Source organism: Streptomyces sp. NPDC021080 (assembly GCF_044333225.1).
Taxonomy (GTDB): Bacteria; Actinomycetota; Actinomycetes; order Streptomycetales; family Streptomycetaceae; genus Streptomyces.
Genome location: NZ_JBIRQM010000014.1, coordinates 1 through 26,800 on the forward strand (window position 1 = coordinate 1; position 26,800 = coordinate 26,800).

Consider the following 26,800-nt stretch of genomic DNA (forward strand, 5'->3'; position numbering starts at 1 on the left):
ACCAGATACGACAAGACCGCCACCTCCTACGAGGCAGCGGTCAATCTCGCGTCATTCCTACTCTGGGCAAGATCCGTTTGAAGACAGACCCTAGTGCTGGCCGTCGTTGTTCGCGCTTGTTGGTGTCAGCCGCTGATGCCAGCCCGTCTTGCCAGTCAGGGGCTTCACCGTGGCGCGGACGACAAGACCCCTTGGCACTCCTTGAGTGCGGCCAGCCTGAGGCCAGGATTCATGACTCCTCCGCCGGCTCACCGGCAGTGTCGGGAAGGTCGTCGTCGTGGATGTCGGCTATGAGCTCGGCGAGGGTGAAGTGAGCTTCCTCGGCCGACGACCACCGGTCTTCGACGCGCACGTAGTAGCTGCGTTCGGAGACGCGGAAGACCTGTCTTTTCTGGCGTTGGATCCCCTTCACGGAGTATGCCTTTTTGAAACTGTCCACGATGCGCAGCATCGCGGACAGAGCTTCAGCCTCGGTCCCTTCGAGTTCACTGTGGATGCGGTACCAGGAGGATTCCGCCTGGCCGTGAGCTTCCACGACGGCCCATCGGGGCATGGTGTTCTCCAGTTCATGAGACGGTGCGAACTGCGACGTCGCATGGCCGCGTTGCGCAGTCGGCCTGCACCCTGCTTCGGGCGCAGTGACCTTGGCGCGGGGAGACTATCGAAGGGGGAACGCCCAGGAGTTGCCTTTTTGGATCTTTCCTCGGTCAGGGACCGCTCGCGTGAGCGTTGTTCGCCGGCGACTGCTGTTCCTCGCTGTTTCCCGGTCGAACGGCACGGGGAGGGCACGGACCCTCTCGATGCGAACTCTCGGCGGGAAGGTCGCTGATGGTTCTCGGGCTGCTCGATCAGCCGTGGACGGTTCTTGAGGTACAGCCTCGGTCGCTGAGGTTGCTGTACTTCCGTGCTGTACGGCTTCGGCCTTCTGACGGGCGGTGACGAGGTCGTTGCGGCTCAACAGGGTGTCGGGGTGGGTATCGCCCAGGACTCGCTCGTGTTGCCTGAGGGCGGCCTCGTGCAGGGGTGGTCACCGCCGCCGACAAATACGGCTCAGCCTGCTCCACCAACCCGACGATCTCCGTACTCACACTCAACCCTGACCCGTGCCGCGACAGACAACGTTCGCCCCGTCGCGACGCCCGGCATGCCCTCTCACTGCACCGGCCGAAAGCCCAAGTACATCCAGTACGAGGACTTCCGGCCGGCACTCCCCCCGAGCTCTTCGAGCAGGGGGTACCCCCAGAGCACGCTCCCCCGAGCTCTCGGCTTCGCTCGAGCAGGAGGACCCCCATGACGCCGCTCCTTGACGAGCAAACGTTGCGCAGGCTTTCGGGAAGTTCGTCCGGGCCGTCGAGGATGGGCGGACCGTTCCGCCCGTCGCCTGGACGGAACGCCCCTGCTCGATCGCTCGGAGTCCGGAGGTCGTTCCTCCGTCTGGACCGCCGTTCAGTCGCCCCCGGCGCCAGTGAGGATCCGGAACTCCGCTTCCGCGTAGCCGGGTTCGCCCTGCCCGTCGTCGGCCCTGCGCCCGCGTGCAACGACGCTGCCCGCCCAGCCGAGAAGGAAAGCCGTCGGTATCGACACCACACCAGGAGTTTGCATCGGATACCAGTGGAAGTCGTTGCGCGGGAAGAACGCGAAGGGAGTACCGGAGACCGCCGGTGAGAACACATCCAGTCCGATGGAGGTCGCGAGGCCGCCGTAGACGGTCCACAACAGCCCGGTGCGGTTGTACCGCTGCCAGAAGAGGGTGTAAATGACGGCGGGCAGCACCGAGGAGGCCGCGACGGCGAGCGCGAGGGAGGAGAGGAAGTTCACGTTATAGCCCTGCGAGAGGGTGGCGAGGACGATGCTGAGGACGCCGACGCCCGTCCCGGACCAGCGAGCCGACCGGATCTCGCGCACTTCCGTGAGCCGGCCGCGGCGTAGTGCGTGCGCGTGCACGTCGTGGGCCAGTGCAGCGGCCGCCGAGAGCACGACACCGGCGACCACTCCGAGGACCGCGACGAACACCGCGCACGCCACAGCTGCGAACAGAGCACTCCCCGCAGCGTTCGTGGTGCCCCCTTCCAGCCCGCCGGCCAGCAGCAGCAGTGACATCTGGCCCTTCGGGTCGACCGCGGTAATGGTGCGGTCGCCGACCAGAGCGGCCGCGCCCAGCCCGGCGATCGCTACGAGCAGGCAGAAGACGCTGATCGCAGTGAGGGCGTACCGGGAGGCACGGCGCGCGGCCGCGCCGTCGGCAACGGAGTTGATCTGCGTGATCATGTGCGGCATCACGGCAAGGCCCAGCACGACGGTCAGTTGGGTGCCGAAGAAGTCGAGCCGTCCGGCGGGGTCTTGGCCCAGCTGAAGCCCGGGGTGCAGATAGACGTCTGGGCGCCCGCTGCCGCGCGCAGCGGCCGCGAGCAGTGCGTTCACGTTCCAGTGGAAGCGGTGCAGTACGAGGACGGCGACCGTGGCCACCGCGCCGAAGACGATGACGACCTTGAGGATCTGCACGACGCTGGTGCCCCGCATGCCGCCCAGCACGGGGTAGCAGATCATCAGCGCGCCGACGAAGACGATGCAGGCCTTCTGCGCGCCAGGGTTTTCCAAGCCGATGAGCAGGGCGGTTGTGCTCCCCACCCCCGACAACTGCACCACCAGGAAGGGCAGCGAAACGGCGAGGGTGGCCACCGCGGCCGCGATCCGTGGCGCCGCCCCGGGCATCCGCAGTGCGAGGATGTCGCCGATGGTGAAGCGACCGGCATTGCGCAACGGCCCGGCGAGTACCAACAGCACACCGAGGGCGAGGCTGGTGCTCAGCACGAGGACCAGGCCGTCATAGCCGACGACGGCGACGAGTCCGGTGGTGCTCAGCAGAGTTGCCACCGATATGTAGCCACCCACCAAGGCGATGGCGGCCTGAAATGGCGTCAGTGATCGATTGGCGGCGTAGAAGTCGGCGACCTCGTCCCGCTCGGGTGCGGCCAGCACGCACAGCAGCAGCGAAAGTCCGGCGAACGCCAGAAACGAGACCAGAACGGCCGTTTGCGCGCCGGAGCCGAGGAAGCTGGCACCGGGCCCCTCGAGAAGCGTGACCTCGCTCATCACCACGTCGTCCCCGTCCATCCCGTCGGGTCGACCGGCCGGCTGCGGCCCCACGCGTGGAGACCGCCTTGCCCTCGTGCTGTGTCTGCGCGGGCCCGCAGGATCTTCGCGCGCGTGTCGCAGCGCTGGGTGGAGAACCGGTCGTACCGCCAGGCGGTCACCAGCAGCAGCACTGCCTGCAGAAGGCCGAGGCCCATGCCGAGAGTGAGCGTGCCCGCGATCTGCCACGCCGGAAGTCCGTCTGACGAGCAGTCGATGAGCAGGGCGAGAGCGAATACGGCTCCGTTGGCGATCACGAAGCGTCGCCGCGACCGCGCGGCCAGGCGGCGGAGCTTGCCGAGTTCCGGACCGTCAGCCGTCAGGTGCTCCTCCGAAGGGAGCGCCGCGGACCGGTTGACGGGGTAGTGCGAGAAGGACATACGGGTGTCCCTTCACATGAGGAGTTTGTTCGGTTGTTGTCTGTAATTTGGAGCCGGCTCAGGTTCGACAATCGGACGGAAGCCGCGATCGTTCGTCCGGGCGGAAACGGATCGTGAAGCCGACACGCAGCAGTCGCAGGGGACCAGCTGCTTGTCGAGGAGCCGTTGAAAGAGGGCAGGAGTTTTCGCGCGACCCCCGGCGCCCACACCGAAAATCGTTACGTCGAGTATCGATATCTGGGGGTGGGGGGACAAGACTCTGGCAGGAGATTTCCGAAGAGACTGGCGGGACCCGTGAGGCGTGAGCTGTCAGGAGTGTCGGCCCGCAGAGATGATCAAGGATCCACAGATCAGGGCAAGGGCCGACAAGCGCAGCCACGCCAGGTGCGCCCCTTGAGACCGGGACGAGGCGGAACCCGGTACGGCACGGAGCAGCAGGTCCGGCGCATCCTGCCCTGGGAGGCTCATGTACCGGCCCACGCGTACGGCCCGTCCGCTGTCAGCCTCCCGGAGAAGGCGCACATATCGGCTGTCGAGCGCCGCTTGCACGGTCATCTCGGCGGCGGCCGGTGGCGCGGGTGACGCCTTCGTCCGGCGCTTCGGCGCTTCGGCGCTTCGGCATTTCCGGGATCGGCGGGTGCCCGGCGTCGCCAGAGCCCTCGTGGGGACAGGCACGCAGCGCGGTCCCGGGCATGTGCCACGCTCGGCCGCAGAACCGGCGTGCCCCCTACCTCGCACTCCTGGCCGCCATGGCCTTGCGGGAGCGAGGAGGCGAGGTATACGAGACATCGGTCTCCAAGAGTCACCGTGTGGCCTTGGGGGCCGACGTTGCCTTGTTCATCTGCCGCCTGGTCTGACCCGCGGGCCCGCGGGTCAACCGTGCCTCAAGGATCCCTCGCAAGCCCAGCTGCCGAAATGGACGAGCGCGATCGACAGCCTCACGCCGGTCAAGGTCTTCGCACTCGGACTGGCCCGGTCTGCTGACCCCACTGGCAGTTTTCCTGCTCGGGGAGAGCGAGCCAAGACCACGCTCGCCAACCGGAAAGACTGGCCGGCTCAGCACAACGTCGCCGTGATGGCGGTCCTGTTCTTCGTCCTCGGGCTGAAACTGCTCGGAGACGGCATCGGCATCCCCACCTCCTGACAGGCCTGTCGGGTGGGGCGTGGCCACTACCGCTTCAGCTCGCTCCGAGCAGATCCGCGGCCCTTTCTCCGATGACGATGGCGGGGGCGTTGGTGTGGCCGCGGATGATCGCCGGCATGATCGATGCGTCCGCAACCCGCAAGCCCTCCGTCCCTCGTACGCGAAGTTGCGGGTCCACGACCGAGGCGTCGTCGCTGCCCATCCGGGCTGTTCCGACCGGGTGGTAGAGAGTGTGGGCGTGATCGGCCAGCGCAAGGGCGTCACGCCGATGACGGGACAGGAGCTCGCCCCCTGGGGGCATCAGGAAGCGACCCGAGGACAGCCCCCTGGCAGTGAGTCGCTCGATGATCTGCTCGCAGACGTCGAGCCCGGCCATCATGGCCGCACGGTCGGTCCCGCCCGCGTCCGTGAGGTAGCGCGGGTCGATGACCGGCTTATCGAGCGGATCCGGTGAGGCAAGTCTGATCGATCCGGTGCTCTGGGGCCGGAGGAGGATCGCACCCACCGTGACACCGTGTCCGGAGGGCTTGACGAGACCTTCACCGATGAACGGCACCGGGGCGAAGATGATTTCGAGGTCGGGGAGTTCGAGCTCGGGGCGGCTGCGGACGAAGCCGTATGCCTCGCCGACGTTCGAGGTGAGCATTCCTCGGCGGCGGACGAGGTAGTTCAGGATCTCGCGGGGCCGCTCGGCGGAGAACAGTGTCCGGTCCGGCACGTCGACGGCGAGTCCGGAGATGAGGTGGTCGGTGAGGTTGGCGCCGACCTCAGGGGAGTCCACGAGGACATCGATTCCCCGTTCGCGCAGATGAGTGGCGTCGCCGATACCGGAGAGCATGAGCAGTTGCGGGGTGTTGACCGCGCCCCCACTGAGTACGACCTCGCGGCGTGCCAGCACCTTGCGTGCGACGCCACCGGTGACGTACTCGACTCCGACGGCGCGGCGGCCCTCGAAGAGGACGCGGGTGACCTGCGCGTCTGTGATGACGTGCAGGTTCGAGCGGCTGCGGGCGGGCTTGAGGTAGCCGTCCGCGGTGCTGAACCGGGCTCCGCGTCGCTGGCTCACCATCGTCTGCGAGAAGCCGTTGGGCGTGGATGTGTTGGCGGGCTCGACGGTATGGCCGAGCTCCCTGGCGGCGTCGAGGAAGGCGGCCGTGTGCGGGTTCGGGTTGCGCTGCGGCTCGATGCTCATGGGACCGGAGCGTCCGTGGTCCGGGTCGGTGGCGCCTGCGATCCTTTCCAGGCGGCGGAAGTAGGGCAGCAGGCCCTGCCACGACCAGTCCGGCCCGCAGAGGTCGCCCCACTCGTCGTAGTCGGCGGCGAACCCGCGCACCCACATCATGGCGTTGATCGAGGAGGATCCGCCGAGCATCCGGCCCCGGGGCCAGTAGACGGGGCGCCCGGAGAGTTGGACCTGCGGAACCGTCGTGTAGTCCCAGTCGAGTTGGGTCTTGAAGAGCTGGGAGAAGGCGGCGGGGATGTGAACGGCCGCCTTCCTGTCCGGGCCGCCCGCCTCCAGGAGGGCCACCGAGGCCGTGCTCTTCTCGGTCAACCGGCCGGCGAGAGCGGCTCCGGCCGATCCGGCTCCGACGACGACGTAGTCGACGCTGTCGAGCGAGGTGCTCATCGGTCCCCCTCGATCGTGCGGGCATCCGCCGTACCTGCGTCCCCTGTCTGCGTCACCGGTCGGCCGAAGGGGTCCCCGTGCGTGTCCCGGAGCTCGCGCTTGAGGATCTTGCCGGTGGCGTTGGTGGGCAGGGTATCGAGGAACTCCACCAGGCGGGGGTACTTGTAGCCGGCCATCTCTTCCTTGCACCAGGCGATCAGTTCCTCCTCGGAGAGCACCGCTCCAGGGGTGAGGACCACGCAGGCCTTGATCTCCTCGCCGTGACGCTCGTGGGGTACGCCGATGACGGCCACCATGGACACGGCGGGATGCGCGAGCAGCACTTCCTCGATCTCCCGGGGGTACACGTTGAAGCCACCGCGGATGATCAGGTCCTTGGCACGGTCGACGATGTAGTACCAGCCTTCGGTGTCCCGGCGTGCGAGGTCGCCGGTGCGGAACCAGCCGTTGCGCATGACCTCGGCGGTCGCCTCGGGCCGGTTGTAGTAGCCCTTCATGATGTTGTGCCCGCGGATGACGAGCTCGCCGACCGCGTCGGGCCCTGTGACCGGGGTCCAGTCCTCGGCGACCAGGTCCACCTCCACGCCCCAGACCGGACGTCCGATGGAGCCGGGCCGCACCTCCTCGCCGGGGGCCGAGAAGGTGGCGGCCGGGCTGGTCTCCGACAGGCCGTACCCCTCGCGGATCGTGACCGAGAACCGCTCGCCGAACCGCCGGTGGATCTCGACCGGCAGCGCCGAGCCCCCTGAGCCGGCTATCCGCAGGTTCTTGGCTATCTCCGGCAGGTCCACATCGGGCGCGTCCGCTTCGAGCAGGGCCCAGTACATGGTGGGGACGCCCGCGAAGAAGGTGACGGCATGGTGCTGCATCAGGGCCAGGGCCGATCGTGCGTCGAAGCGTGGCAGCAGCACCAGAGTCGCACGTGAGGCGAGGCCGGCGTTCATCTGCACGACCTGGCCGAAGGAGTGGAACAGCGGAAGGGCGATCAGGTGCACGTCGTGCTCGACCTCGCCGAACAGCTTGTGACAGGTCAGCACATTGAGCGTCACGTTGGAGTGGGTGAGCTCGGCGCCCTTGGGCAGGCCGGTGGTGCCGGAGGTGTACAGGATGACCGCCGTGTCACCGGGTTCGGTGGCGACCGTCTCGAAGTCGGTGCTCTGACCCGTCAGTGCGGCCGTCAGCGTCCGGGCGCCCGTGATCGGGGACTCCAAGGCGGGGGCCGCGGTCATGACGAAGAAGTGCTCGCAGCTCTCGGTGTTGCCGAAGCCGGTCCAACCCTCCTGGCCCAGTGGGAGCCCGGGGGTGCCTTCGAAGCAGAAGTAGGCCTTGGCTTGCGAATCCTTCAGGTGGTACGTGATCTCCCGGCTCTTGAGCAGCACGTTGAGCGGGACGGCCACCGCGCCGGCCTTGAGGATGCCGTAGTAGACGACGGGGAACCAGGGAACGTTCGGGCAGGACAGTGCGACCTTGTCGCCGGGCTCGATGCCGCGCGAGCGCAGCAGGTTGGCCACGCGGCAGGCGGCGGCGTCGAGTTCGGCGTAGGTCAGCTGCTGGTCGCCCAGGACCACCGCGGCGCGGTCGGGCACGGCACGGGCGCTGCTTTCGAGCATGGCGGCGAGATTGAGCATCGGATCTCCGTAGGGGTGGGGCGGGGTCAGCCGCGCAGCGCAGAGGCGAAGATGGCGGGCAGTTTCAGGAGGCCGGGCGCGGCGGTGAAGCGGGTGACGAGTTCCACCGTGGCCAGCGCCGTCTGGTTGGTGACGAAGTACGGCGGGCGGGGGGACAGGGACGGGTCGCCCGTGAGCAGACCGCGCGGGGCGGGCGTGAAGGGTGCGCGCAGCACGGTCTTCTCGATGTCCTCGAGCATGAAGGCGTTGTGCACGAAGCCGATGCCGCTGCCGATGTCCTGGCGGGTGTGACCGGGGAACGCGCCCCAGGGGGTGAAGCCGAGGAGGAAGCCGACCGCCGACCAGCAGTTGACGCCCAGGGTGCCGTACCGCAGTCCGGCGACGGCCTTCTCGACCGCTGCCCGGTCGGTCTTCTCCGTCCTGGGGTGGACGATCAGGGTGGCGCCGAGGGTCCCGGGGAGGGTGTCGTTGGCGAAGTCGACGGCGTGGCCGAGGAATTCGGCCGGGGTGTCGCCGGGCAGGCGTACGACACCGAGGGCGCTGCCGAAGACTTCTCCGGTGATCAGGGCGTCGTCGTGGTCGGTGATGTCGGGGACGAGGAGCCGGCAGCCGTCGCCGTGGGTCTCGGCCTTCGGATGGGCCGCCAGCACAGCGGACAGGCGCTGCTCGGCGCCTGGGTAGTAGTCGGTGCGCGGCGGCAGTGCGCGCAGCACCCGCCGGATCTCGTCCAGCAGTCGCTCGGTGCCGTCCCACTCGCGGGGCAGGACCAGGATCTGGCTGGCGATGCAGTTGTGGCCGGAGTTGTTCATCTTGCTGGTGACGATGTGCTCGGCCTGGTAGCGGAAGTCCGCCGCGCTCCAGGGGCCGGGGGTCACGATGCAGGGGCTGACGCCGCCCAGCTCGCTGGTGAACGGCTTGCCGATCAGCGGCACGTCGTCGCGGCGGCGCTCGCCCGCCTGCTCGTCGGTGCCCCACACGATGGCGTCGTGGGTACGGTCGCTGCCGGTGACGTGGATGGCGTCGACGCCCTCGTGCGTGGCGAGGTATCCGCCCTCGGCCGCACCTCCGTCGACGAAGCGCACCCAGCCGCGCGCGACGAACTCGGCGAAGACGTGCTCGAAGTGCGGGCGGAGATAGGCGTTGACCGGGTTCATCTTCGCGACGACGACCTGGCCCTCGGCATAGAGCTTGTGCAGGATGTCGAGGGCGGTGATGGCGGCGACGTTCCCGGCACCGAGTACCAGGGCCACCGCGGGACGACCCGGCCGGCCCCGGTACTCCCCTGCGGCGCGGCTGCGTGCCTGCTCCCCGGTGATGCCGGGCCGAAGCCACACCTGAGCCGTGAAGCCGTTGAGCAGCAGCCTGTCCCAGCCGGTGGCGGGGAAGACGTCGACGTGGGTACGGCCGTCGCGGGCTCGCACGGCCTTGGCGTCGACCGGGTCCTTTCCCGCGGCGATGCGCCGTAGTACGTGCAGATACGCTGCGGCGTTCTGGACCAGGGCCCACGGCCCTCCGATCCAGTCCTCCGCGGCCCATGGGGAGGCAGGGTCGTAGCCCTTGGCGCGGGCGCCGGCAGCGGCCAGGTCGGCGGCGCCGGAGGTCAGGCGGGGGAGCAGCCGCTCCAGCAGGGCGATGCGTTCGGTGAGCGGGGTGGTGGACCAGGACACGGCGCCGATGCGCAGTTCGGCAACGGCCTGGTCGAGGCAAGAGGTGTCGAGGGCGCTGGGGTTCACGTCATTCCTCGTGGAAGGTGGATTGAGGGCGGGCGGGGGCCGTGCTCCGTTCGCTGTGCGAGGGGCGGCGGACCCCGCCCGGGGACACGACGGTGTCGCGTCGTCAGGCCGGGAGCAGGCGCGCGTCGCGGTCCGGGTCGATCAACGTGACGGCGGCGCTGCCGCCCAGCAGGAGCAGAACACCGGTGATCATGACCGCGTACCGGTAGCCCCCGGCTCCATGCACATCCACGAGGTGCCCGATCAGCGTCGGGGCGATCAGACCGGCGGTGGTCACCACGGCGTTCATGATGCCGAGCGAGCCGCCGCGGCGGTCGGCCGGCACCAGTTCCACGACGGTCGTGGCGGCGACGCTGCCCATCGCTCCGGAGAGTGCGACTCCGATGACGAGGAGCACGACGGTCACGGCACCGGCCGGGGCCCACGGCAGGGCCAGGCATGCCGCCGCGCCGATGAGCATGAGGATGCCGCCGACCCCGCCGCGGGCCCACCGGCTTGCGGTCCCGCGGCGCAGCAGCCATCCGGTCAGGCCCGCCTGTCCGAGCACCACGATGCCGCTCGTGCCCCACACCAGCATCAGCAGCTGGGCGGAGGTGGTCGAGGAGTAGCCCAGACCGTCCTGGAGGTAGGACGGGAGCCAGACCAGGGCGAAGGCGATGACCCAGTAGGTGCCGAAGTAGGCGATCGTGGCACCGATCCAGGTACGGGTCGCGAGGATCCGGCGGTACGGCGTCCTGCAGGTTGCCGGACCGGTTGTGGTTTCGGCGCCCTGGGCAAGGGCGGGCGAGTCGGTCCCGTACCGTCCCTCTCCGCCGAAGGGGATCCACAGCAGAGCCCACACCACGCCGGCGACCGCCACCACGGCGACGGCCGAGCGCCATCCGTGGTGGTGGATCACCCAGGTCAGTACGGGAGCGGCGACGAGGACTCCCAGGGTGATTCCCAGCACGATGAGTGCCCCGGGCAGGTTGCGCCGGTGGTCGGGGAACCAGGACAGGGTGGTCTGCTGGGCCACGGGGAAGGCGGGCCCCTCGGCGGCGCCGAGGAGGACGCGAGAGGCGATGAGCACCGCGAGCCCTCCGCCCAGGGCCAGTGGTGCCTGGGAGACGGACCACAGGAGGGCCATCGCCAGTAGCAGCCACTTGGGCCGTATGCGGTCGGCGAGCAGTCCCACCGCGGCGCCGCAGATCGAGAACAGCAGGAAGAAGGCGCTGCTGGCGAGCCCGAAGGCTGATGCGGACAGGCCGAGATCCTTGCGGATCGGGTCGGCCGCCAGGCCGAGCACGGACTTGTCGGCGAAGTTGATCATCATGAGGACCACGAGCAGAGCGGTGACGACCCATGCACGGAGTCGTGGGTCGCTCGCGGTCATCACAGGATCGGCGGGCACAGCTGGTACGACGTCGGTGTCGGTCACAAGAGCTCCGCGGGAGACGAGCGGGACGGGGAGGGCGGGCGAGGGGCCCGGCGGCCCCTCGCCCGTGGGCGTACGATCCGGCGCCGCTCAGGAGAGCGGGACACCGGCGATCGCGATGCGCTCCATGACGCGGCGCTGCGGGTAGTAGTCGTTGATCGCGTAGTGCTGGGTGGCGATGTTGTCCCAGATCGCGACGGAGCCCGGCTGCCAGCGGAAGCGCACCTGGTACTCGGGGATACGGGCCTGCAGGACGAGCTCGTCGAGCAGGTCGCGGCTTTCGCTGTCGGACAGGCCGACGATCCGGGTGGTGAAGGGCTCGTTGACGTAGAGCAGCTTGCGGCCGGTGCGCGGGTGGCGGACGACCACCGGGTGCTCGACGGGCGGCAGGGCGTCCCGGAAGGCGGCGATCTGGCTCTCCGTCATCATCGCCCCCCAGCTGGGCACCCAGTCGTGCACAGCGGTGAGCCCCTCGATACGGGCCTGCGTCTTTGCCGAGAGGTTGTCGTACGCGGCAGCCATGTCGGCCCACTGGGTGTCGCCGCCCGCGGGCGGGACCTCGACGGCGCGCAGGATCGAGCCCAGGGCGGGCGCGGCCATGAAGGAGTGGTCGCTGTGCCAGATGTTCTCGGTGCCGATGGCCATGGCGTCCTTGGCCAGACGGGAGACTCCGGCGGTGTCTCCCTTGGGGAAGAAGGGGTTCACCTCCGGCTTGCCCCACAGGCCGGAGAGCGCGAGCTGGGACTGCGGGTCGAAGGCGTGCTGGTCACGGAAGAAGATCACCTTCCACTCCAGCAGGGCCTGCTCGAGCTCCTGGGCGAGGTCCTCACCGATCGGCCGGGACAGATCGACGCCGTCGATCTCGGCACCGATGTGAGGGGTGAGCGGACGGATGCCCAGGTGCTGGTACTCGACCTGGGTCCAGCCCGGCGCGGTGCGCTCCAGCACACGCTTTCCGTAGTGCATCAGGGGCTTGTCGAGGGCGGGGGCGGGGGCGGTGACGACGCTGTCCATGGGCACTCCGAGGCGACGATCGGCATTTCGTTCCTGGGAGTATCGTTATTCGGGCATGGTCTGGCAAGGGCTTGACAGCACCGATGTGAAACGAGAGTGTCCGGCGTGGTCGACGCGGTCAGGACGCCGAACCGACGGCGCGCGCCACAAGATCCACCAGGGCGTCCACGAACCTGGAGTCGGGCATCTCCTGCTCGCCGATCAGCCGGAACAGCAGCGGTGCCGCCACCAGGGTGGCCGCGGCCCGGACATCGGTGCCGGGCTGCACGTCGCCGCGGGCGATCCCGCGCTCGAGGATGCGTCTCGTTTCGCTCGTGATCCGCTCGGTGTACTCCGCGTACTGACCCCGTATCGCGCCCGTCTCGGCCGCCGCTCCGATCAGGCCCGCGATCAGCCGGTCCGACCCCGGCAGCCGGTAGGCCTCCAGGCGAGCGGTGAGCACGAAGTGCAGCTCGGCACGGAAGCTGCCCAGATCAGGCACTGACAGGACGCCGATACGGGTCTCCGCAGCGGCGATGATGAGGTCCTGCTTGGTGGGCCATCGCCGGTAGATGGCGGGCTTGCTCACCCCGGCCCGTGCCGCAACGGCATCCATCGTCACCGCCCCGATCCCCTGCTCGGTGACCAGGTCGACGACCGCATTGAGGACGGCCCCGGTGACCCGCTCCTCCCTCGGTCGCCCCGGTCCCTTCACTGTCCCGCGCGGCTGCATACCCACCATGCGCAGAGCCTACGATCTCGCGGACATCATCACCGCCGCATCACCCTCGCACACCGCCCGGATCCTGGAGGCCAAGCAGTGCGGAGCGACGGGCGTCGAGCCGCGACCACTGCTCGCGGAGGCCATCACCGAGTCCTGTTCCGCGAGGGCGGCACCGCCCGCGCAGGCCTTCGCGTCACCCAGCCGATGCCCCTGCTCGACGCAATCCCATCGGTCCGCGGCCGGGTCGGCCACCCCCGCCGTAAGCCCGACCCCCTCTTCGCCGACCGCGGCTACGACCACGACATCCACCGCGGTCAGGTCCGCGCCCGCGGCATCGTCCCGGCCATCGCCCGCCGGGGCACCCGGCACGGCACCGGACCGGGTGCCTACCGGTGGGTGGTCGAGCGGACGTTTGCCTGGTTGCCTGGCTTCCGGCGCCTGCGAACCCGCTGGGAACGCAGGGCCGACATGCACGAAGCCTTTCTGGAACCGGCCTGCTGCCTGATCACTCACCGACGGTTTCGCCTGCTGTGCTGTTCGCCGCAGGCGGCCAACCAGGCACCCGCCGATCACGCCGGTGGTTCAGCCTCCAGGAAGCTGCGCATCTCCATGGCGAGGTTGCGCATGTCCTCTCCAGGAGCGTGATCGGTCGTCGCCTCGAAATGCCACTCGTCGTCGGGGAGTCGGTCGTGCAGCCCCCACGTCAACTTGACGCGTGATCCCGCGTGCTCAGCGGAGACCGTCAGGTCCCGTTCCAGTGATCGCCAAGTCCGTGCACCGGTCCACCCGCGGAACTCTTCCGCGAGCTCAGCCAAGAATGCGTCAAGGCCGTCACCACCCCAGGTCCTCACCGTGACCTTGACCTGCACCGACTCGCTGTCTGCTGTCACGAGGAAGTCGCGCATCGGATCGTCTTGTTCGTCCGGGAAGGAGCGCATCAGGCCCTGGAAGCACAGCTTGATCGCTCGCGGGCTCTCCCCGCCCACACGGACGGCCGGACTCGTCTCGTCTTCCTCCACCATGAGCGCAGGCTACGGGGCGCAAACCCGTCACGACCAGCGAAAATAGCCGCTCACTGAGCCACCACTTGTGGCGCGAGCACAGGTGCGGGGTGCCGCGCATTTCATTCTGTCAGCCCTTGTTACAGCCCGCGGAGTGCCTCGTACAGGTCGTCGTAGGCAGACCAGCAGTCGATGCTGCCGTCGTCGTACAGGCTGCCCATGTACCAGTCGTCGTCATGGACGGGTTTCACGAGACACAAGCCGCCGAACCCGAGAACGATCTCTGGCTGCAGCATCTCGTCGGCTCCGGCGAAGGCGACCCACTTCACCGCTCGGTTCGGATCCAGGGGGACAGCCCTTTGGTCCCCGGACACGTCACGGATTTGCTGAAGCGTCCACCCTGGGGGTAGCTGCGTGTCGGCCATCCACGGATGATCTCACCCGCCAGGCGTGAAGCACCGCTTCAGGAGCGAGGTTGCGCGATCACGGGTCCGAGCTGCGAGTTCTCCGGCTTGGCGCAGTGCGGCCGTACTGCCCGCGCCGTGCCCCAGTTCCCTGTGAGTCCCCGCCCGTTCTGGCACGAGAGTGGCACGACCCGGATCACGCCGTGCCTTTTTCTCGCATCAGGGCTCCACCAGCTGATCGGGTCGAACGTCGAACTCACTCTGGTCACCCTCTGCGGCTTCCGGCCGCCCACCTGTAGAGATCGTGACGACCTCGCTGCCGTCCGGGTCCGAGGTGCGACTCAAGATTGCGCAGCCGATCGTCACGGCGATGGGGTATGCGGCGCCAGGGCTCAGCGCATCACCGCCACCGAAGATCGGCGGCTTGTCGAAGAAGACCCATTGCCGGCCATGGGCGTCGGTTAGGCGCACCTCGACCCACCCGGGGTAGAAGTCGTCGTCATCATCGAGTGCCCAGCGAGTGGCTTCACACCGTAACGAGGTCATTCCGCCTGCCCTCTGATCCCGGTTTGCCCCGGAACATGCATCCAGTGCGATGGTGTCTCGCGATAGAGGCGAGCTTTGAGATGTGGCCTCATCTTTATCAGGTCGATCACAGAGAGCCGCCGATCGCGGTCAACGCGGATAGTGCCCTGAGCGGCTGTCCGCTGAGGTCCAGCGTTCGCCGCCGTTGTTCCCAGCTGTTGATGTCAGCCGCTGATGTCGGGAGCCGGGCGTCTCGGCAAGTCCGGGGGATTTGTGCGCCGGATCATCTCGGCGACATGCTCCGCGTGCTTCTCGTGGGTCCATAGGTGGACAGGTCCAGCAGAGGATTCACACTCGATCACCAGCACGCTGTAGGAGAACCACGGCCATTCGAGGGGGGTCGTTTTGCGCGTGCGGATGTAGCGCAGATCTGTCGGCATCTCGCGCAGTCGCGTCCACCACCAGCGAGGCTTCCATTGGAACTCGCTTCCAGCCCGTACCCGGCCAAGGCTGTACCGCCGCCCCTTGCCGCCCAGCTTGACTCCGACCTGGAAGAAGACTGCTTCCCCCGCTTCGGCTCGTCTGGCTGTCCGCTGCGCTTGCCGTTCTACGACAAACGCCCCTATAAACGCGCTGACAAATAAACACAGCCCTGTGACCATGCGCGGAGTAAAGCAGTTGGTCGGACTTGTGGCCAAGACGGTTTGGCGCCTTGGAACTGACATCACGCACCACCAGCCCCTGCTCCCATCCCGTCTGCCGTCGACCCACACACCGTGGAGCGGGCGTGGTTCAGGGCGTCAAGGTGGAGCGCCCTGCCGGACGAACGACCTTGACGCCCTGGGCCGCGACTGCTCGGCTCTGCCTGGGTCGACGGCAGACGGGATGGGAGCACCCCGCGCACGCCACACTCGGCCGGCACCCGCGAACAGCGCCCCCGCCATCTCGGAGCCCGAGCGCCCCGGCATCGACGAGACGGTCGATCACCGGGTAGAGCCTTTTGGGGCCGGCCTGTCCTCGCCGAGGAACTTGGCGGCCTTGCGGACGATCTCGAGCTCGGTTTCCAGCTCGCGGATCCGTCGCCGTGCTGCACGCAGCTCTGCGGACTCCTCCGAGACCCTGCCAGGCCGCCGGCCGTTGTCGATGTCGTCCTGGCGCAACCACTTCGACAACGTGACCGGATGAATGCCGAGGTCAACGGCGGTCTGCTTCTGTTCTTTTCCTGCCCGAACCAGCGCGATGGCGCGGGCGCGGAACTCAGCGGGGTAGGCGCGGGGCATGTCCGACAGCCTTTCGTGATGGCCGTCAGTTAGCCAGCAGAACTGGAACCGGAGAGGTGGGGCAGGTCAGACGCGCTACTAGACGGGGTGGGTGTTGAGCCAGTTGTTCAGCTCGCGTGCCGGACCGAGCATGGGAGAGAGGCGGGCTTCCCCGCTCAGTCCTGCGGCGGCGGTGAATCCCTTCTCCAGCTTGCTGAACAGACGAATCGGCTCGGCATAGACACTTTCTGACGCTCCGGACGTCTTCATCAGGTCTTTGAGTAGCAGTCCGTCGCTGAAAACTTTTGCCAGGTCCCGCCCGCAGTCTGCGGAACAGTCGGTCGTGGTCAGTTCCTGAAAGTCCTCTTGAAACATGTACGCCGCATCCTGCAGAGTTGCACTGTGCCAGGATGGGGTCGGGCTCGCGCTCAGTGCTGGCTCCTTCTTGTCGGCGGATGCGTCCGTCTCTTCTCCGCAGCCACTCATGGCTGTTATCGCCGCAGCGGCGAGTAGAGCCCCTGTCACGGTCTTCCCCCACCGGTGTCTCCTCATGGCGGTGGATCATGCCATAGCGAGCATGGCTGACCTCCGCTACGTGGTGGAGCAGACCTTCGCCCTGCTCCACCAAGGTCGGTCGGCAACGGCAGTTGATCGGAGGCTACTGGATGACTGCGTCGGCCCTAACCGCATGCCGGACACCGCCGCCTTGTAAGGGCGGACGTGGCCGGTGGCGAGGGTGCCCAGGTCAGTTCGGCTGTAGCGCCAGTCCGAGCGAACGGCACATCTCGACCGTGGCGGACCGTCGTTGACCGTGATTGACCGCACGATGTGGCACGGCTGTGGCACGTTCGGAACGGCCGAGCGCTTAGAGGGCGCTTGGCTTTTGAGAGGCAGGGTGGGCGCTGATCTGCTCAAACGTCCGATCAGCTCCCACTCAACTGCGAGCTTCGACACGCATTCGACTCGTGTTGGTGAGGCGACCGCCGCCGTACCGCTCAGCGTTAGACCCCTGGCTGAGCTGTCGGCGGCAAGCTGCCGCTGCGCCTCAGGCGGAAGTCGGATCGAGTGGCCCCGTACGGATCACGGGAAACGAGGCACGTGTAATGAAGGCCGAGTAGCGCACCGGCGTCAACACCCAGGTTGGTGGCAAGTACCCGAGTGGGCAGTGGATGTTTGTCCTTCGGGTCATGGACCGCAACCGAGTCAGCCAGCACACCGCGAACTTTGATTATCTTGTACTCGACTTGGGTTCCGAGAGTCCCCTTCTCCTCCTCTCGGTCCCCGGATGCATCGCGGATCTGTTGAAGGGTCCACCCGGGGGGTAGCTGTGCGTCTGCCATCCACGGATGGTCTCACTCGTCAGGCGTGGACCACCGCTTTAGGAGCGAGGTGGGGCAATTGCTGTTCTGACCTGCGAAGCGCTTACGTCGATGGTCGCGGGATCAGCCACCCGTCGGCTACTGTCGTTCCCCGTGGCTCCCCGCTGGATCTGGCACGCTTGTGGCACGAGCCGTGGCCATGATCACGCAAGTTGCCGAGGAGGGGGCACAACGGCGGCCGTGCGGTGATGATGGTCGAATGAAAGAAGAGTCGCCCGTACCGTCGCTGGTCATCCTTGGCATAGACGATCTCCGGCCACTGCCTTGGACCACGCGGATCGCGCGCAGCAGCGGTGAAGGTGTCAAGCTCCTGCAAGAGCACCGCGACAGCTTCATCGATGAACTCTGGCTCGACCACGACCTCGGTGGCGACGACAGCATCTTGCCCGTGGTGACCCTCCTGGAAGAAGCAGCTTTCAACGGGCGGCCTTTTCGGATCGGCAGGGTCTACGTGCACAGCGCCAACCCCATTGGCGCCGAGACCGTCGTCCGGTCGCTCACACGCTGGAACTACCAGGTCCGGCGGGCGACGGTCTAGGAATCCGCTTTGAAGTCTGGCCTCATCTTTATCAGGTCGATCGCAGCGGACTCCCGGCACTGAAAGCCAACTGGTGTGCGACGTTTAGGCGATCGTCGGAGTCCGCGCAGGTACGCCTTCGTTCACCACCGTTGGTGTCAGCCGTTGATGTCAGTCATCCGTGCGCCACTTCCCGATACACCTGACGTGGACCACGCACGCGACGACTGTCTGTCAGTCTCGTAGATGCACGACCAATCGGTTCTGAGGTCCGGCGAAGCAGCGCCTCAGCAATCGTGCCTCACGGTTCCGCGTGGCAAAGATCCCCTGCTTGTCTACTTGTATGACGAGAACGTCATACTGATCGATAGTCTCGGAGATCCCCCGGGTCTGGATGGTGTCTGACCACGCGTCTAGGTTCCGCCCAAACCACTCAGGCAACCCACAGGGCCCTGCCACGGCATCCCAGAAGTCATCGAGCGTCTCAATCAACTGACCGCGAAGGTCAACGATCAACTCCGTTTTCACCTTCTTTGCCATTGACGCAGGTTAGCCAACGTTCCAATGATTCGAACACCGATTTGGCGCACCCGTTCAGTTCTCCTCGACCCGCACCTCCCTGCTCCCATCCCGTCTGCCGTCGACCCACACACCGTGGAGCGGGCGTGGTTCAGGGCGTCAAGGTGGAGCGCCCTGCCGGACGAACGACCTTGACGCCCTGGGCCGCGACTGCTCGGCTCTGCCTGGGTCGACGGCAGACGGGATGGGAGCACCCCGCGCACGCCACACTCGGCCGGCACCCGCGAACAGCGCCCCCGCCATCTCGGAGCCCGAGCGCCCCCGCCGGAGGCACGTTCTGACCGGAGCACCCCATGTCTAGATCTCTACTCATGGGCCGTCGCTTGCTGCGGCCCCAGGGGTCGACCCCGGCGCCGAAGGCGCAGAGGGGTCGGGCCCCAGGGGCCAGCCCGCGCTCGCGCGGGCACTTGATGAAGTAGAGAAAGTTCTATCCCGCTGCAATGAGGCGCTTCCCGTCATGGCTCCGCACCTGGGGCCCGTTGCCGTTCAAGGCATCCAGCACCCGGATCGCGAAGACCTCGGACATGCGCTCCTGGACCTCGTCAGGCGTGAGCCAAGCAACGGCAGTGGACTCGCTGGATGTGCGCTCGGTGCCGGCCGATGGCTCGCAGCGGAAGACCAGGGCCACGACTCCCAGCTTCATGTTCTTGTAGACACCGGTGAGTTCACCGACGGCGACCTTGATTTCGGTTTCCTCGAAGACCTCGCGCGCTACGCCTGTCTGCGGTTCCTCGTCCAGTTCCAGGACTCCGCCGGGCGGCTCCCAGGCACCGTTGTCCGGCGGACAGCGAGGATCCTGCCGTCCCCGCGAACGGTGATCCCCCGCAACGGACACCGAGTGCTTGGGGTTCTCTCCCGCCGCCGCTATGCCGCCTGCTTGCCCGGCGCCTGGCCGTGCTCGAGGTAGACCAGAGCGTTCTCGGCGCGGGCCTCAATCGCTGCCAGGATCCGCCGGGCCAGTCTCGGGATCGTGCGATCTGCGATCTCATGCGGGGCAACGAACCTGGCGGCTTTCAGCTCCTCCGTCTGGAGGTGGATCCCCTCCAGGGCTTCCTGCGCGAGCTCGCCGCCGTCGAACAGGTACAACACCTTGTCGCCCTCGGCTCCGTTCGGTGCCCAGTCGACGGCCAGGAGGCGACCGAGCACCGGCGTGATTCCCAGCTCCTCGCGTATCTCACGGCCGGCAGCCTGGAGCGGCGATTCACCGGTCTCGACGTACCCACCCGGGATGTCCCAGTAGTCCTTGTACGTGGGCTCCACCATGAGAACGCGGCCACCGGGATCGAAGAAGAGCGCACCCGCGGCCATACGCGGACGCGCCATCTTCACTTCGCGCTCGTTCGCTGCCATGCAACCGAGCGTACTCAGTTGGAACCCTTACGAAATGAGTGGCGGGGGCCACGCTAGGCTCGGCGGCCATGAGTCAGAGCGGTTCGCAAGTGGCGGCATTCTTCCGAGACGTCCGCAAAAGCGGTGTGGTCTGGTTTGTCAGGGATGACGACGGAATGCCGACCACCCTCTCCGCGGACGGCACGCGAAATCTTGGCTTTTGGTCGACCTCGGCCCGCGCCCAGAGGGCAGCGAAGATCTGGGGGCATGGGCTACGCGTTGAATCCATGCCTTTGGACACCTGGCGCAATCGTGAGCTGCCCGATTACGCCCACGACGGACTCAAGATCGGTATCAACTGGAGCGGGCCGCGCCTGGTCGGCTGGGACTTCACCCCCATGGAAGTTCTCAACCGGCTGGCGGCGGCCGACTAGACCTTCTATGAAGTAGGGAAGGTTTTACCGCGCCGTGATCATGGACCAAGGTCGTGGCCTGTCGGCTCCGTGCTCGTCTCGGCGACCGTTCCATCCATGCCTTCTGCGCTGGATACCCCCCAAGGGGCGGACCTCGCTGAGTCCCTGCTCCCTCCACTCGGGAACCGCCGGCTGCACGCTCAAGCTGTGGCCGCTCGGGCGTAAAAGGTCGCTGCGGCTGTGTCTGAGGCTGATCGGGATCTCCTCGTTGCCGCCGCGCTGGTCTACCAGCACCTCGTCAACGGGCGTGACCACCAGATCGCCGACTACGTGGACGGTCGGATCAAGAAGGTGAAGCGGCCTCCCCGCGACCCATCTGGCACGTGAGTGGCACGACGGCCCCGAGCAGCCGAAAAAGATCAAGGCCCAGATCACCGGATTCACACCGGCTGACCTGGGCCTTTTTCGTGTCCTGAGACTGGTGGGCGCGGACGGCTTCGAACCGTCGGCATCCGCCTTGCAAGTTCGCTCCATCAGCCGCCCTGGAGCTTTCAGACCCTCGTTCGGCGAGCGCGTTCGGTTGCTCAAGGCTGTCTGTGTACGGCGTCGTTGATGCCAGCTGGTGATGTCAGGTTGAATGGTGCGATGGAACGCGTCGAGGCAGAGCTGTTCACGGACGGTGGGAACAACGCTGTGGTGCGCCTGCCACCGCGTCGGTTCCCCGGCGTCTTGATCCAGGGCGACTCTCTCTCCGTCATCCGCAGCGAAGTCGCCGAAGTCGTTGAAGCCTGCGAACAGGGCGACCTCGCCGGGGCACGGGAAACCGCCGGCCTTCTGCTGGCCGACCTGGATGAGTTGCTGGCGCGGTACACCGCCGCGCTGGATGCCCACGAGGTCCCGCGGCCGTACTGAATCTCAAGGCTCCGGTCGTTGAAAGATGGATCGCTGCTTCGTGAGGGCGGGCGTGGTCGACCGTGGGAACGTCCAGGTCACTCCGGCTGTAGCGCCGGTCCAGCTCATCGGTGCATCTCGACCGTGGCAAGCCGTCGTTGACCGTGGATGACCGCACGATGTGGCACGGCTGCGGCACGCGCACATGAAGTGCGGTTCAGAAGTGGTCGGTTCTCTGCACGGCGGGACGGACTCTGAGTCGCACAGCCCGAACTCGGCGCTCTACAGCTCAGCAGTCGTAGCGGTGGATCGTGGGCCAGGTAGGGCAGGTGCGGCAGACGAAGACATAGACGCCTCCACAGTCACCCATGATCATTTCGTGGCTGTCATGCTGTAGTTCCGGGTCATCGGAAGTTTCCCAGCCGCAACCGGGACGGGTGCGCTCCTCGACCGGGAGCCAACGGCCACACGATTCGCTCGCCGAGATCGTCAGCAAGTGTTCCATTCGTGAACCGCAGGCGCAGTGGGGCCAGTTCGGCGGCTGTGTCCAGCCGGGGTATCCGCCGATCTTGCTCTGCTGAGTGGTGAAGGTGTCGTAGTAGGAGATGCCGCAGGACTGCTCCATCTGTTCGCTCCACTTGCCCACGCGCTCGGACAACTCCGCAGGCATGTCCCAGTTGGGGTACTCCACGGTCTCGGTGGGGTGTATCACGCAGGGCTGTGGGACGTACTCGTCGTCGAACTCGTGAGGCTGCGGTGTCTCGTCCAGCAGTGGACGATCCGCCAGGTCGGCCATGGATCGCCAGCGCAGCACCGGCACCGGCGAGTGCTGGTCGTATTCGGGATGGATCAGCGGACACCAGAGCACTTGGAGCACGTCGGCGTCGGCCGGGAACACCAATGCCGGGACGTCGCGAGCGATGAGTTGCAGCACGGGCACCATGGCGACGGGCGTCGGCCCGACCACCGCGCAACCACGAGCGGGGTTGTAGTGCTCGGGAGCCGCGCACGTCGGCCAGGGCTCATCGGCGGGCCAGAGGAGCGGCCCACCCATCGAGCTTTCATCCCGTACGGGGCTGCCGGCGCGCGGGTACAGCAGAGTGGTTGCCCGCGCATACGGCACGAGTTCCGGAAATACATCCGCGATGTCGAACGGGGCCGGCGGAACGGTAAGACCCATGATCACCTCCGGGCCGCGTATCGTAACGCGCCCGAAGCCGGCCATCACCGCTCGTGCCACCTCGATGCGAACTATGGGCGCGACAGTCGCTGAGGTCGGCCGGTCGTTCGAGGCCGGTGGTGGTCAGCTGCGGTCTCGGTGGTTGCTGCACTTCGCTGCTGTACAGCACGACCAGAAGCCTGCGATCCCCGCTTCAGGAGCGAGGGTGGACTCTTGCCGGCGTGAGCCGCGGAGACGTGGCTCGAAGCAAGGCCTGGTGCTTGCACCGATATTGTCGCCGAGTCCCCGTGAGTCCTCGCCTCTTCCGGCGCGAGAGTGACACGACCCGTAGACCGCTACGCGAGCCCCGGAAGCGCATCGGGACTGGAACCACCTGCTCAGGTCCATGGCAACGTGGCTAGTGTGATCAGGTGACAGAATTCAGCGTCCTTGGGGACGCCGCGGAATGGCAGAAGGACTTCGAGCGGCGGTTACGCACCTCGTACACGGCGGCCGGGCTCGGTGCGGCCGCCGCAGAGCACATGCTCGAGGATGTGCGTGCCGGCATCGGCGACTGGACCGTCGCCGAGATCACGGACGCGGGGACCCGTGTGGGATACGTCGCCGTGGTTGTGGTCGACGACAACGGCGCGCTCGCGGGTCGTATCGGCGACCTCCGCGTCGACCCGCTGCACGTCGACCGGGGGCACGAGCAGGCCGCCCGAGACTGGGCCGAGGAATGGTGCACGGAGCGCGGCGCGCACCGGCTGGACATACGGCTCACCGAGTCAGCGGACGAGCTGTTCAGCGGTTACCGCATCCGCGGCCAGGTCAGGGCGCGGCGTGTCGGTTCCCCGCCGAAACCACTCGCCGGCGTCACCGCACGGCCGATGACACAGGCCGAATATCCCGAGTGGCTCGCCTCTGAGAAGGCCGCCTACATCGGCGACATCGTTCGGTCGGGAGCCCTGAGCCCCGAGGCGGCCGCACGCAAGTCCGACCGCGACTTCGCGAAGCTGATTCCCGAGGGCCTGGAGACGCCCGACAACACGTTCCTGGTGCTCGAGGCGGCGGGTGAGCGGATCGGCACCGGCTGGTTGAAGCACGGGCACCTCCCGGGCGTCACCTACGGCTACTCGCTGTACATCCAGGAGCAGCACCGCGGCAAAGGGTACGGGCGAGCCGCGATGGCGGCCGGCGAACAGGCGACGTTCGCGGTCGGCGACTCGGCCCTGATGTTCACCGTATGGGGCGGCAACGAGGTGGCGATGAACCTGTACGCGAGCGCCGGCTACCAAGTCATCGAGGAAGACCGTTCCACCGACCTTTCCCGCTCCGCGGCCTGATGGCGGCGCACATGCTCTGACAGGCGCTCCGCCAGTGGCAAAAGTCGTTCTACAGGCGTCGGTCGGCTGCTTCAACCCACCACTCTCCCCGACTCCCATCCCGTCCGCCGTCGAGGCAGGACGGTGAGAGCCGCGGTGTCGGCGGTGTGGGTGACGGCCTGGACGCGGTGCACGGGCAGTTCACCGAAGGCGAGGTCGACCAGCGCGTCCACGGCGTCCGCGCCATGGTCCCGGCCCCGGTGGTCCGGCCCGGCATCAGCATGATCTCGGCCGTGCCGTCGGCCAGGCCCTGGTCGGTCAGGGCGATACGGCCGATCGGTGTGCCGTCGGGGAGCAGGACAAGGAAGCCGTCGCGGTCGTGGCCGTCGAGGTCCCGCTCGATGCGCTCGCGCACGGCGAGGGGGATCGCTTGGTACGGGACCCGGGCGCGGCAGATCTCGTCCGCGTGCCGGGGCGGGTGCAGTCCTCACGGTCGAGGACGGGGTGCCGTCCTCCTCCCCCGGCTCTGGTGGCCGGGGGAGAGCAAGCGCGCTGCGCTGCGCAGGCGGTCAGTGGCCGATGGGTTCCAGCTCGTTCCGGGGTGTGCGGTCGGGTCCGGTGCGCAGGATCCCGGCCGCCGCGGCCGTCGTCACGCACAGCAGGGTCAGCAGGACGAAGGCGTGGTCGAGGGCGACGACGTGGGTCAGCCAGCCGATGAGCGCGGGACCGGCGAGCATGCCGACGTAGCCGAGCCCGGCGACGCGGGAGACGTTGGCGCCGGCGGCAGCGGGATCGGCGTGACCGGCCGCGCTGAACAGCTGCGGGACAGTGCCGGACAGGCCCAGGCCGAACAGCGCCCATCCCGCGAACGCGGCCCACATCCAGGGACAGAGAGCCACGAGCGTGATACCGACGGCGGCCATGGCCGCGCCGTGGCGCAGGACCGCCATGGAGCCGTAGCGGGCGACGAGGCGGTCGGCGAGCAGTCGGCCTGTGGTCATGGCCGCCGCGAACGTGCCGTAGGCGAAGGCGGCCGTGTCGGCGGGAGCGCCGAGGACGTCCCTCAGGTGCAGGGCGCTCCAGTCGTTGGCGGCGCCCTCGCACAGCATGACCATGAACGCCAGGACGGCGAGGAGCCGGACGCGTCCCCCGGTGCCGCGGAGCGGGACGGCCGTTGGTGTCCCGGTCCCCTCCGTGGAGTCGGTGCCGGAGGTGGCGCCGGTGTCGGCCGGGGCGGGTGCGGTGGGCTCCGTCAACAGGGCGCGTGCCGACGCCAGGGCGACCGCGATGCCCACGGCTCCCATGGCGGCCATGCTCGCGGCCGGGGCCAGGCCGGCGCTCGCGGCGCCCGCTCCGGCGAGCGCCGCGAGGACGCCACCGACGGAGAACGTGGCGTGGAAACCCGACATGACGGGCCGGCCGTAGGCCTTCTCCACGTGCACGGCGTGGGCGTTCATGCTCACGTCCAGGCACCCGTTGCAGAACCCGAAGACCAGCAGCGCTCCGGCCAGCGTCCAGGGGTCCCGGGCAAGACCGGGCAGGACCAGGGCGGCACTGCACAGCACCCCGCTGAGGGGCACCACGATGCGCGCGCCGAAGCGGTCGGTCAGGGGGCCCGCCACCCGCATCCCGGCGAAGGCCCCGAGCCCGAGCAGTACCAGCAGGGCACCCAGCGTCGCGTGGCTGACGCCCACGCGCTCCTCGGCGGCGGGGATGTGCACCACCCAGGCGCCCATGAGAGTGCCGCACAGAACGAAGTAGACATAGGTCGCCACGCGGGCGGCTCGAAGCGAACGGTCCATGCCGCCCACCGTAACGAACAGTTCTGATGTGCGAAAGCCAGAGAATTGAACACGTTGTGCGTTCGTTGTGTGGTGGTGTTCAATCCCGGTATGAGCAACGCAGACCGGCACGGGCTGATCGCGAAGGCCGTCAGGGACTCCGGCGGCGCCACGGTACAAGAACTCGCGGAGCTGACCGGCGCCTCGGAGATGACCATCCGGCGCGACCTCGACACCCTGGCCGCCCAGGGCGTCCTCGAACGGGTCCGGGGCGGGGCACGCACCCTGCTGCTCAGGGGCGAGGAACCGCCTTTCGCGCTGCGCACCAACGAGTCGGTCGACGCCAAGCGCCGGATCGCCGCCGAGGTCTCCGCCCTCATCGCCGACGGCGAGAGCGTCCTGCTGGACAGCGGCACCACCTGCCTGGAGGTCGCCCGCCTTCTGCGCGAGCGGCCCGTCACCGTGATGCCGCTGTCCCTGCAGGCCGTCCATCTGCTCGGCGAGACACCCGGCCCGGCCACACTGGTGGTACCCGGCGGACAGCCCCGCGCCGCCGAGGGGGCGCTCACCGGTCCCCTGACCCTCGCCTCCCTGGCGGCCCTGCGCTTCGACACCGCCGTCATGGGCTGCTGCGGGCTGAGCGCGGCCGACGGCCTGACCGCCTACGACCTCGACGACGCCGCGGTGAAGAAGGCGGGCATCGCCTCGGCGCGCCGCGTCGTCCTCGCCACGGACGGCAGCAAACTCGGCCGCACCGCCTTCGCCTACGTCGGCCCCTCCACGCTCCTGCACACCCTCGTCACCGACGCCACCGCACCCCCTGACGAGGTGACGGCGCTCGAAAGCGCCGGCACCGTCGTCAGAACCGCCTGACCACCGCGCGTCACTGGATGCCACCGGGTACTGCCGAGCGGGTCACGGCGGCCACCTGCGCTCGGCCCGTGCCCGTCCTGATCCGGGAACAGTGGCGGATGGCCGGGCGCCGGCCCGAGAGCCGGGCACTCCGGAGCCCGGGGCTCCGTTCAGTAGGCCATCCACCGGTCCATCTCGCGGGCGCGGCCCGTCAGCGCGTCGGCGACGGCTCCGGGCGCCGACCGGGGACCGGCCGGAACCTGTACGTCGAACCGGGGTCCCCCACGCCGGGGGTCGGCCTCGGGTTCGGGTACCGCCACCTCGATCCCGGCCCGCCGCGCGAGCGCGACCGCGGTCGCCACGAACCCCTCGGAGAGGGCGAGGATCACCTGGTGCCCCGTCCCGCAGTGCCAGGCCACCAGGTGGTGTACGAACTGCTCGTAGAGCACCGGATCGACCTCGAGCGTGCTCGGGTCGCCCCAGTACTTGCCCTGGCCGATTCCCGAGGGCAGTCCGAGCTCCGCCTCGAACACCTCGATCTGCCGCATGAAAAGGCGGCCGGCACCGTTCGACGGGTTCCACAGTGTCGCGTCGTCCAGCTCGAAGTCCAT

26 protein-coding genes and 2 pseudogenes are annotated in these 26,800 nt (G+C 67.9%); 7 read left to right on the top strand and 21 right to left on the bottom strand.

The window, feature by feature from the left end; genetic code table 11:
* Positions 1 to 229: 229 nt before the first annotated feature.
* From ACH4S8_RS30710 to ACH4S8_RS30750, 9 genes are all read right to left on the bottom strand, one after another.
* On the bottom strand, positions 230 to 553 hold the full coding sequence (locus ACH4S8_RS30710; protein WP_398399763.1) for a hypothetical protein: 324 nt from the start codon (positions 551 to 553) through the stop codon (positions 230 to 232).
* A gap of 893 nt (positions 554 to 1,446) precedes the next feature.
* Positions 1,447 to 3,093, bottom strand: coding sequence for a cation acetate symporter (locus tag ACH4S8_RS30715; protein WP_398399765.1), 1,647 nt, complete (start codon positions 3,091 to 3,093; stop codon positions 1,447 to 1,449).
* A complete protein-coding gene (locus ACH4S8_RS30720) occupies positions 3,093 to 3,512 on the bottom strand; it encodes a hypothetical protein (protein WP_398399767.1) in 420 nt (139 codons plus the stop codon). Before ACH4S8_RS30720 ends, ACH4S8_RS30715 begins: the two co-directional genes overlap by 1 nt.
* A gap of 1,178 nt (positions 3,513 to 4,690) precedes the next feature.
* The gene (locus ACH4S8_RS30725; protein WP_398399769.1) at positions 4,691 to 6,283 is read right to left on the bottom strand and encodes a GMC family oxidoreductase; all 1,593 of its coding nucleotides are present in this window, start codon (positions 6,281 to 6,283) and stop codon (positions 4,691 to 4,693) included.
* Positions 6,280 to 7,911 (bottom strand): long-chain fatty acid--CoA ligase, encoded by a 1,632-nt coding sequence (locus ACH4S8_RS30730; protein ID WP_398399771.1) that lies wholly within the window; start codon positions 7,909 to 7,911, stop codon positions 6,280 to 6,282. The genes ACH4S8_RS30725 and ACH4S8_RS30730 overlap by 4 nt, the downstream gene beginning before the upstream one ends.
* 26 nt (positions 7,912 to 7,937) lie before the next feature.
* On the bottom strand, positions 7,938 to 9,644 hold the full coding sequence (locus tag ACH4S8_RS30735) for an aldehyde dehydrogenase family protein (RefSeq protein ID WP_398399773.1): 1,707 nt from the start codon (positions 9,642 to 9,644) through the stop codon (positions 7,938 to 7,940).
* Positions 9,645 to 9,747: 103 nt separating this feature from the next.
* Positions 9,748 to 11,061 carry an MFS transporter gene (locus tag ACH4S8_RS30740; RefSeq protein ID WP_398399775.1) on the bottom strand — a complete coding sequence of 438 codons (1,314 nt, stop codon included), beginning with the start codon at positions 11,059 to 11,061 and terminating at the stop codon, positions 9,748 to 9,750.
* Between the two features lie 87 nt (positions 11,062 to 11,148).
* Positions 11,149 to 12,072 carry a TauD/TfdA dioxygenase family protein gene (locus ACH4S8_RS30745; RefSeq protein WP_398399777.1) on the bottom strand — a complete coding sequence of 308 codons (924 nt, stop codon included), beginning with the start codon at positions 12,070 to 12,072 and terminating at the stop codon, positions 11,149 to 11,151.
* Positions 12,073 to 12,190: 118 nt separating this feature from the next.
* The gene (locus ACH4S8_RS30750) at positions 12,191 to 12,793 is read right to left on the bottom strand and encodes a TetR/AcrR family transcriptional regulator (protein ID WP_398399779.1); all 603 of its coding nucleotides are present in this window, start codon (positions 12,791 to 12,793) and stop codon (positions 12,191 to 12,193) included.
* 84 nt (positions 12,794 to 12,877) lie between these two features.
* Here ACH4S8_RS30750 and ACH4S8_RS30755 point away from each other — a divergent pair.
* Positions 12,878 to 13,300: pseudogene (locus ACH4S8_RS30755) on the top strand (transposase); the annotation flags it as partial.
* 44 nt (positions 13,301 to 13,344) lie between these two features.
* Here ACH4S8_RS30755 and ACH4S8_RS30760 read toward each other — a convergent pair.
* From ACH4S8_RS30760 to ACH4S8_RS30780, 5 genes and pseudogenes are all read right to left on the bottom strand, one after another.
* The gene (locus ACH4S8_RS30760; protein ID WP_398399781.1) at positions 13,345 to 13,797 is read right to left on the bottom strand and encodes a DUF6228 family protein; all 453 of its coding nucleotides are present in this window, start codon (positions 13,795 to 13,797) and stop codon (positions 13,345 to 13,347) included.
* Positions 13,798 to 13,916: 119 nt separating this feature from the next.
* Positions 13,917 to 14,201 carry a hypothetical protein gene (locus ACH4S8_RS30765; protein ID WP_398399783.1) on the bottom strand — a complete coding sequence of 95 codons (285 nt, stop codon included), beginning with the start codon at positions 14,199 to 14,201 and terminating at the stop codon, positions 13,917 to 13,919.
* Between the two features lie 198 nt (positions 14,202 to 14,399).
* Positions 14,400 to 14,726 (bottom strand): hypothetical protein, encoded by a 327-nt coding sequence (locus ACH4S8_RS30770; protein WP_398399785.1) that lies wholly within the window; start codon positions 14,724 to 14,726, stop codon positions 14,400 to 14,402.
* A gap of 936 nt (positions 14,727 to 15,662) precedes the next feature.
* A pseudogene (locus ACH4S8_RS30775) lies at positions 15,663 to 15,985 on the bottom strand (transposase); the annotation flags it as partial.
* 78 nt (positions 15,986 to 16,063) lie between these two features.
* Positions 16,064 to 16,339, bottom strand: coding sequence for a hypothetical protein (locus tag ACH4S8_RS30780; protein ID WP_398399787.1), 276 nt, complete (start codon positions 16,337 to 16,339; stop codon positions 16,064 to 16,066).
* Between the two features lie 1,143 nt (positions 16,340 to 17,482).
* Between ACH4S8_RS30780 and ACH4S8_RS30785 the strand changes: the two genes are divergently transcribed.
* Positions 17,483 to 17,881 (top strand): cyclic-phosphate processing receiver domain-containing protein, encoded by a 399-nt coding sequence (locus tag ACH4S8_RS30785; RefSeq protein ID WP_398400245.1) that lies wholly within the window; start codon positions 17,483 to 17,485, stop codon positions 17,879 to 17,881.
* Positions 17,882 to 18,094: 213 nt separating this feature from the next.
* Here ACH4S8_RS30785 and ACH4S8_RS30790 read toward each other — a convergent pair whose 3' ends face one another.
* The 3 genes from ACH4S8_RS30790 to ACH4S8_RS30800 all read right to left on the bottom strand — a co-directional run bounded on the left by ACH4S8_RS30790 (position 18,095) and on the right by ACH4S8_RS30800 (position 19,789).
* Entirely contained in the window at positions 18,095 to 18,400 is a 306-nt protein-coding gene (locus ACH4S8_RS30790; protein ID WP_398399789.1) for a barstar family protein, read from the bottom strand.
* 466 nt (positions 18,401 to 18,866) lie between these two features.
* A complete protein-coding gene (locus tag ACH4S8_RS30795) occupies positions 18,867 to 19,274 on the bottom strand; it encodes an NUDIX hydrolase (protein WP_398399791.1) in 408 nt (135 codons plus the stop codon).
* Between the two features lie 29 nt (positions 19,275 to 19,303).
* Complete coding sequence (locus tag ACH4S8_RS30800) at positions 19,304 to 19,789, bottom strand: NUDIX domain-containing protein (RefSeq protein ID WP_398399793.1); 486 nt, start codon at positions 19,787 to 19,789, stop codon at positions 19,304 to 19,306.
* 68 nt (positions 19,790 to 19,857) lie between these two features.
* On the opposite strand from ACH4S8_RS30800, the gene ACH4S8_RS30805 reads away from it, so the two are divergent.
* The 3 genes from ACH4S8_RS30805 to ACH4S8_RS30815 all read left to right on the top strand — a co-directional run bounded on the left by ACH4S8_RS30805 (position 19,858) and on the right by ACH4S8_RS30815 (position 21,093).
* A complete protein-coding gene (locus tag ACH4S8_RS30805) occupies positions 19,858 to 20,202 on the top strand; it encodes a DUF2750 domain-containing protein (RefSeq protein ID WP_398399795.1) in 345 nt (114 codons plus the stop codon).
* A 219-nt stretch (positions 20,203 to 20,421) separates the two neighbouring features.
* Positions 20,422 to 20,568, top strand: coding sequence for a hypothetical protein (locus ACH4S8_RS30810; protein WP_398399796.1), 147 nt, complete (start codon positions 20,422 to 20,424; stop codon positions 20,566 to 20,568).
* Between the two features lie 258 nt (positions 20,569 to 20,826).
* Positions 20,827 to 21,093 (top strand): DUF6959 family protein, encoded by a 267-nt coding sequence (locus tag ACH4S8_RS30815; RefSeq protein ID WP_398399797.1) that lies wholly within the window; start codon positions 20,827 to 20,829, stop codon positions 21,091 to 21,093.
* Between the two features lie 268 nt (positions 21,094 to 21,361).
* Here the strand turns inward: ACH4S8_RS30815 and ACH4S8_RS30820 are convergent, their stop codons facing one another.
* The gene (locus ACH4S8_RS30820; RefSeq protein ID WP_398399799.1) at positions 21,362 to 22,312 is read right to left on the bottom strand and encodes a hypothetical protein; all 951 of its coding nucleotides are present in this window, start codon (positions 22,310 to 22,312) and stop codon (positions 21,362 to 21,364) included.
* Between the two features lie 350 nt (positions 22,313 to 22,662).
* Between ACH4S8_RS30820 and ACH4S8_RS30825 the strand changes: the two genes are divergently transcribed.
* Positions 22,663 to 23,577 (top strand): GNAT family N-acetyltransferase, encoded by a 915-nt coding sequence (locus ACH4S8_RS30825; protein ID WP_398399801.1) that lies wholly within the window; start codon positions 22,663 to 22,665, stop codon positions 23,575 to 23,577.
* Positions 23,578 to 23,626: 49 nt separating this feature from the next.
* Here ACH4S8_RS30825 and ACH4S8_RS30830 read toward each other — a convergent pair whose 3' ends face one another.
* Positions 23,627 to 23,971 (bottom strand): hypothetical protein, encoded by a 345-nt coding sequence (locus ACH4S8_RS30830; RefSeq protein ID WP_398399803.1) that lies wholly within the window; start codon positions 23,969 to 23,971, stop codon positions 23,627 to 23,629.
* A gap of 154 nt (positions 23,972 to 24,125) precedes the next feature.
* Positions 24,126 to 25,358, bottom strand: a complete 1,233-nt coding sequence (locus ACH4S8_RS30835; RefSeq protein ID WP_398399805.1) for an MFS transporter — start codon at positions 25,356 to 25,358, stop codon at positions 24,126 to 24,128.
* 90 nt (positions 25,359 to 25,448) lie between these two features.
* Between ACH4S8_RS30835 and ACH4S8_RS30840 the strand changes: the two genes are divergently transcribed.
* A complete protein-coding gene (locus ACH4S8_RS30840) occupies positions 25,449 to 26,210 on the top strand; it encodes a DeoR/GlpR family DNA-binding transcription regulator (RefSeq protein ID WP_398399807.1) in 762 nt (253 codons plus the stop codon).
* Positions 26,211 to 26,359: 149 nt separating this feature from the next.
* On the opposite strand, the gene ACH4S8_RS30845 is transcribed toward ACH4S8_RS30840, so the two are convergent.
* A complete protein-coding gene (locus tag ACH4S8_RS30845) occupies positions 26,360 to 26,800 on the bottom strand; it encodes a DUF6086 family protein (protein ID WP_398399809.1) in 441 nt (146 codons plus the stop codon).